Origin of the sequence: Prosthecobacter sp. (assembly GCF_029946185.1) — a bacterium.
GTDB lineage: Bacteria > Verrucomicrobiota > Verrucomicrobiia > Verrucomicrobiales > Verrucomicrobiaceae > Prosthecobacter.
Genome location: NZ_JAQSEA010000110.1, coordinates 1 through 4,438, shown reverse-complemented (window position 1 = coordinate 4,438; position 4,438 = coordinate 1). Strand labels below are relative to the sequence as shown.

The window sequence follows — 4,438 nt, the reverse complement described above, 5'->3', positions numbered from 1 at the left end:
TGTTTGCGATACGCTCGCAGACGGGCGGGCTGTCGCCACACCCATCCTACGTGCGCAGCGCCTCAATACACCGCTTTGCGATGAAACAGAAAGCTCTCGGCGAGCAGCAGCGCGAGCGCGAGCCAGATCAGGCGCTTGGGCCAGGTGCTGAAGGCGGAGGCGGTGATGATGGGGGCGGCGGACTGGGTGGAATGCGCGGCATCGGTGGCGAGTGCAGGTAGATTCGTCTCAGCGGCGGAGATCAAGGCGCAGGCTCCGCTGCGGTCGGTGCCGGTTTCCCAACTGCCGATGCGATTGAGCGCGAGCAGTCCGTGCGCGGGGGCGTCTGAGACGTCGATGAAGGCGCTGCCATTCCATGCGTGCCATTGCACAAGGGCGTCCGTGTGCAGCATCTCGCCGGTGTGCAGGGTGCGCGTGTCGGTGAGGGCTTCGCTGTTTTCTGCGCACCAATAGAGGGCGTTGCCGAGGATGAGGGGAAAGGAGGGCAGCAGGGCGAGCTGCTCTGACTGGGCGGGGGAGAACGCGGTGACGACGAGGCGCTGGCCGTTGGACTCTCCGGCGGCGAGCACGGTTTCATTCCCGGCGATCCACAGCGGCTCAATCGAGGCTGGCAGAGTCAGCAGCGTGGTCTGGGTGATGGCAATGCGGCGGCTGCTGGCGCGAAAGAGCAGGGGGTGGTCCGGCTGCACGGAGCGCACGCCGTCATACGGCACGCTCTTGATGACGCGGGCTTGCAGCGGGCCGGAACTGCTTTGCGGAGTGAGGGCGATCACCGGGCGGTCTGTGGGCCACTCCTTGGGCAGCCAGTTCTCAAACACATACACGTCAGGCTGTTCTTTCGGTGGCCAGGCCGTTGGGTCTCCTTTGCGCATTTCGATGCGGCCGTTTTCGATGAGAGCTGAAAGTGCGAGTTCGGTGAAGGGGTCGGGTTTCTCGGCAAACCATGCGACGATGAGAGGCTTCGTCTTGGGCAGTGGGGCGGCGAGGCCGTCGTCCCAGTCGAAGCAGTCGCCTGCGGTCTTCAGGCGGATTTCCATCTGCTGACCGCGCACGCCTTCCAGGGGCAGGATCAGCGCGCTGGATTCGCCGGGGGCGAGATCAAGCTCGCGCAACTGCGCGATGCGGCCGGAGATGGAGACTTCGAGGGTGGTCGTGGTCTTGCTCTTGTTGCCAGCGGATGCGCTGACTTTCACAAAGGCCTCATAGCGGTCACGCGCCAGCGGGCTGTGGCGAATCTGAAAGCCGGTGAGGCCCACATTGAGCGGCTCCTTAAGAGCTGCGGGAATCCAATCGACGGCGGTGCCGGCAGGTGGCTGGGAATCGCTTGCCATCCAGATGCGGGAGTGGGTTTCGAGATCCGCGAGGCGCTGGGCGACGGTCAATGCCGCTTCGGGTTTGCCTTCGATCGGCGCTGGTGTGAGCTCTTCGAGCAGGCGCAGGCACTCGCGGTGGTTGCGGCTGCGGGAAAGCAGCACGCGGGAGCGCGCATCAAAGGCGATGAGAGATACCACAGTCTGGTCTGGCAGCGAGCGGATGCGCTGCTTCACGCGCTCCTTGGCGGCGTCAAGCCGGGTCTGACCCTGCAGGTCCTGCGCGGCCATGGAGGCGGAGCAATCGACCACCATGACCACGGCGCTGATGGCGTCGGCGGAGAGATTGCCCGTGGGTCGTGCGAGCGCCAGGATGGCGAAGAGCAGCACCAGCAGTGTGAGAAGCAGCGAGAGCCATTTCTTGATGCGGCGCAGCCAGGCGGACTCCTGATGCTCACGCGCGAGCGATTTGAAAAACAGCAGCGTGGAAACTGGCACCCGCTTCGCCTGCCGGCGGAAGAGCCACAGCAGCAGCGGGATCAGCGCAAGCCAGAGGAGGTGCAGGTAGCTGGGAGATAGGAAGCGCATTCAGGAGTGACGGACGGGAGAGTGGCCGCAAAGAGGCGCAAAAAGAAGCGAAAAAATGAGGAGTTGCTGAGGGGTGTCCGGTTCGGGTCGTAGGTTGGGTGTGTTTGGCGGAGATGCACTCGCAATCACCTGCCTATCCCTTCGCCAAACCGCCCGACTTCTTGGCGGCACCGAGTTATGTGGCGTCATCCCACGCTCGCAGACGGGCGGGCTGTCGCCACACCCATCCTACTGCCACTGAGGACAAACTCCCCCTCACTTCCGCAGCTCATCCAGCGCCTGCTTCAGATGCTCTTCGAGGACATCCTTGCTCACGTACGCGTCGCCGATCTTGCGGAGGAGGACGAAGCGGATCTTGCCGTTCTCGTATTTTTTGTCGGTACGGGCGATGCGCATGATCTCTTCGGTGTCGAGATCGTCCGGCAGGCGCAGGGGGAGATCGTAGAGGCGGAGCAGGGTGAGGATGCGCTCGTAGTCGTCTGCGGTGAGGTCGGAGATCTGGGTGGAGAGCCAGGCGGCGGCACGCAGGCCGAGGCTGATGGCCTCGCCATGCAGCAGCCTGCCGTAGCCTGCAGCAGCCTCGATGGCGTGACCGAGGGTGTGGCCGAAATTGAGCAGCGCACGCAAGCCGAGGGTTTCGTATTCATCCGCCTCAACGATGGCCGCCTTGATCGCAATGTTGCTGCGGATCAGTTCCACGATGTCGCCTTCGCCTCCGGCGACGTCTTCGATGGCCTTGAACATGGACGCATCGCGAATGCAGGCGTGCTTGATGATTTCCGCGAAGCCTTCGTTCCACTCGCGGGGGGAGAGGGAGCCGAGGGTGTCGAGATCCGCGATGACGTGGACGGGTTGATGAAAGCAGCCGACCATGTTTTTCGCGTTCGGCAGGTTCACGCCGGTCTTGCCGCCGACGGAGCTGTCCACCTGGGAGAGCACCGTGGTGGGTACCTGCACGTAGGGGATGCCGCGCTGATAAATGGAGGCGCAGAAGCCTGCGAGATCGCCAATGACACCGCCGCCGAGGGCGACGACGAAGCTCTTGCGATCCAGCCCGAAGTTCACCATCTGGCTGAGCACGTATTCGCTCTGGGTGAGAGATTTGGAAGCCTCCCCGGCGGGCACGGTGATGAGGTGGGGCTGTTTGCCGGCATCGCGCAGGCTTTGCAGCACGGTCTCGGCATAGAGCGGGCCCACATTGGAATCCGTCACCACGGCGCAGATCGTGCGCTCTGGCAGCTTCTTGTTCACCTCTTCACCCAGCGTTTTGAGCTGGTCACGCCCGACCTGCACTAGGTAGCTGCGCGGACCTAGATTGACGAAGACGGGGCTGACGGGCTGGACGGGCGGAGGCATGGAAAAAGTTCGAGGAGATAAGTAAGCGCGGACTCTGCCGCCGGATCGGAATCGAGGCAAATCGTTTGGAAGCAGCGCTCGCGCCGGAACCAAGTGATCTGGCGCTTGGCGTAGTGGCGGGTGGACTGCTGAATGGCGGCGATGGTTTCCGGCAGCGATACGCGCCCGGCGAGGTGCTCGTGCACTTCACGCACGCCGATGGCCTTTTCTGCCGTGGGGGAGAGCGGGCCCAGCGCGGCCACTTCCTCGACCATGCCTGCGGCAAACATGTCGAGCGTGCGCTGATTGATGCGGCGGTACAGCGCCTCGCGGTCCCACACGAAGATGACGCCGTTCACCTGCGGCTCGGCTTGCTCAAAGGAGCGGCGCAGGCCGGACTGCGGCTGGCCGGTGAGCAGGCAGATCTCCAGCGCACGCTCCACGTAGCGCGGATTGCGCAGGTTCACGGTGGTGGCGGCTTCGGGGTCGCGCTGGATCAACCACACGACTTTCTCGCCGGGGCTGAGTTGCTGGAAGTGCGCCCGGATCTGCGGCGATGCAGCGGGCAGGGGAGAGAGGCCGTGCGTGAGAGCTTTGAGGTACAGCCCGGAGCCACCGACGACGATGGGCACGCGGCCACGCGCGGCGATGTCGTGGATAACAGGGAGTGCCAGCGCGTGGTAGCGCTGTGCATCGCAGGCTTCGGTGAGGGGAATGACGCCGTAGAGGTGGTGCGGCACGCGTGCGAGCTCCGCAGGCGCCGGCTTGGCCGTGAGGAGGTCCATGCCCGCGTAGAGCTGGAAGGCGTCCGCATTCACGATCTCGCCCCCCACATGCTCCGCGAGGGCGATGGCCAAAGCGGACTTGCCCGAGGCTGTGGGCCCGGTGATGAAGAAGGTGCTGGCAGGAAGCATCGGGGTCGCAGAGGGCTGCTCAGCGTGTCGAACTATGGCCGACGTGCTCGCTGCCCTGGCCGGTTTTGTCAATGGCGTAGTCCACCATACAGCACGCACGGGTCGTAGGCCCGCCGCCGCTACGGCAGGAAGCGAGGGAGAAAACAGCGACAATGAGGAATGCGGCGGTGGTTTTCATGGTGGCGCAGCGTAGTGCAGAGGAGGAAAGGCTCAAGCGGGGAGTGAGGTGGGATGATTCGTCCTCGTCCTCCTACTCGTTCTCGTCCTCGTCCTCCTACTCGTTCTCGTCCT

4 protein-coding genes are annotated in these 4,438 nt (G+C 64.2%); all 4 read right to left on the bottom strand.

Features of this window, described 5'->3' with window-relative positions:
- Positions 1–62 precede the first annotated feature (62 nt).
- Complete coding sequence (locus tag PSV43_RS08615) at positions 63–1,898, bottom strand: VWA domain-containing protein (protein ID WP_300195661.1); 1,836 nt, start codon at positions 1,896–1,898, stop codon at positions 63–65.
- A 255-nt stretch (positions 1,899–2,153) separates the two neighbouring features.
- Positions 2,154–3,254 carry a 3-dehydroquinate synthase gene (aroB, locus tag PSV43_RS08610; protein WP_300195659.1) on the bottom strand — a complete coding sequence of 367 codons (1,101 nt, stop codon included), beginning with the start codon at positions 3,252–3,254 and terminating at the stop codon, positions 2,154–2,156.
- Positions 3,209–4,147, bottom strand: coding sequence for a tRNA (adenosine(37)-N6)-dimethylallyltransferase MiaA (gene miaA, locus PSV43_RS08605; protein WP_300195657.1), 939 nt, complete (start codon positions 4,145–4,147; stop codon positions 3,209–3,211). Before miaA ends, aroB begins: the two co-directional genes overlap by 46 nt.
- 19 nt (positions 4,148–4,166) lie before the next feature.
- Entirely contained in the window at positions 4,167–4,325 is a 159-nt protein-coding gene (locus PSV43_RS08600; RefSeq protein ID WP_300195655.1) for a hypothetical protein, read from the bottom strand.
- Positions 4,326–4,438 lie beyond the last annotated feature (113 nt).

Bases quoted from the DNA above. Each gene is read 5' to 3' on its own strand.
- PSV43_RS08615 (WP_300195661.1), bottom strand. From the start codon at position 1,898: ATGCGCTTCCTATCTCCCAGCTACCTGCACCTCCTCTGGCTTGCGCTG.
- aroB (WP_300195659.1), bottom strand. From the start codon at position 3,254: ATGCCTCCGCCCGTCCAGCCCGTCAGCCCCGTCTTCGTCAATCTAGGT.
- miaA (WP_300195657.1), bottom strand. From the start codon at position 4,147: ATGCTTCCTGCCAGCACCTTCTTCATCACCGGGCCCACAGCCTCGGGC.
- PSV43_RS08600 (WP_300195655.1), bottom strand. From the start codon at position 4,325: ATGAAAACCACCGCCGCATTCCTCATTGTCGCTGTTTTCTCCCTCGCT.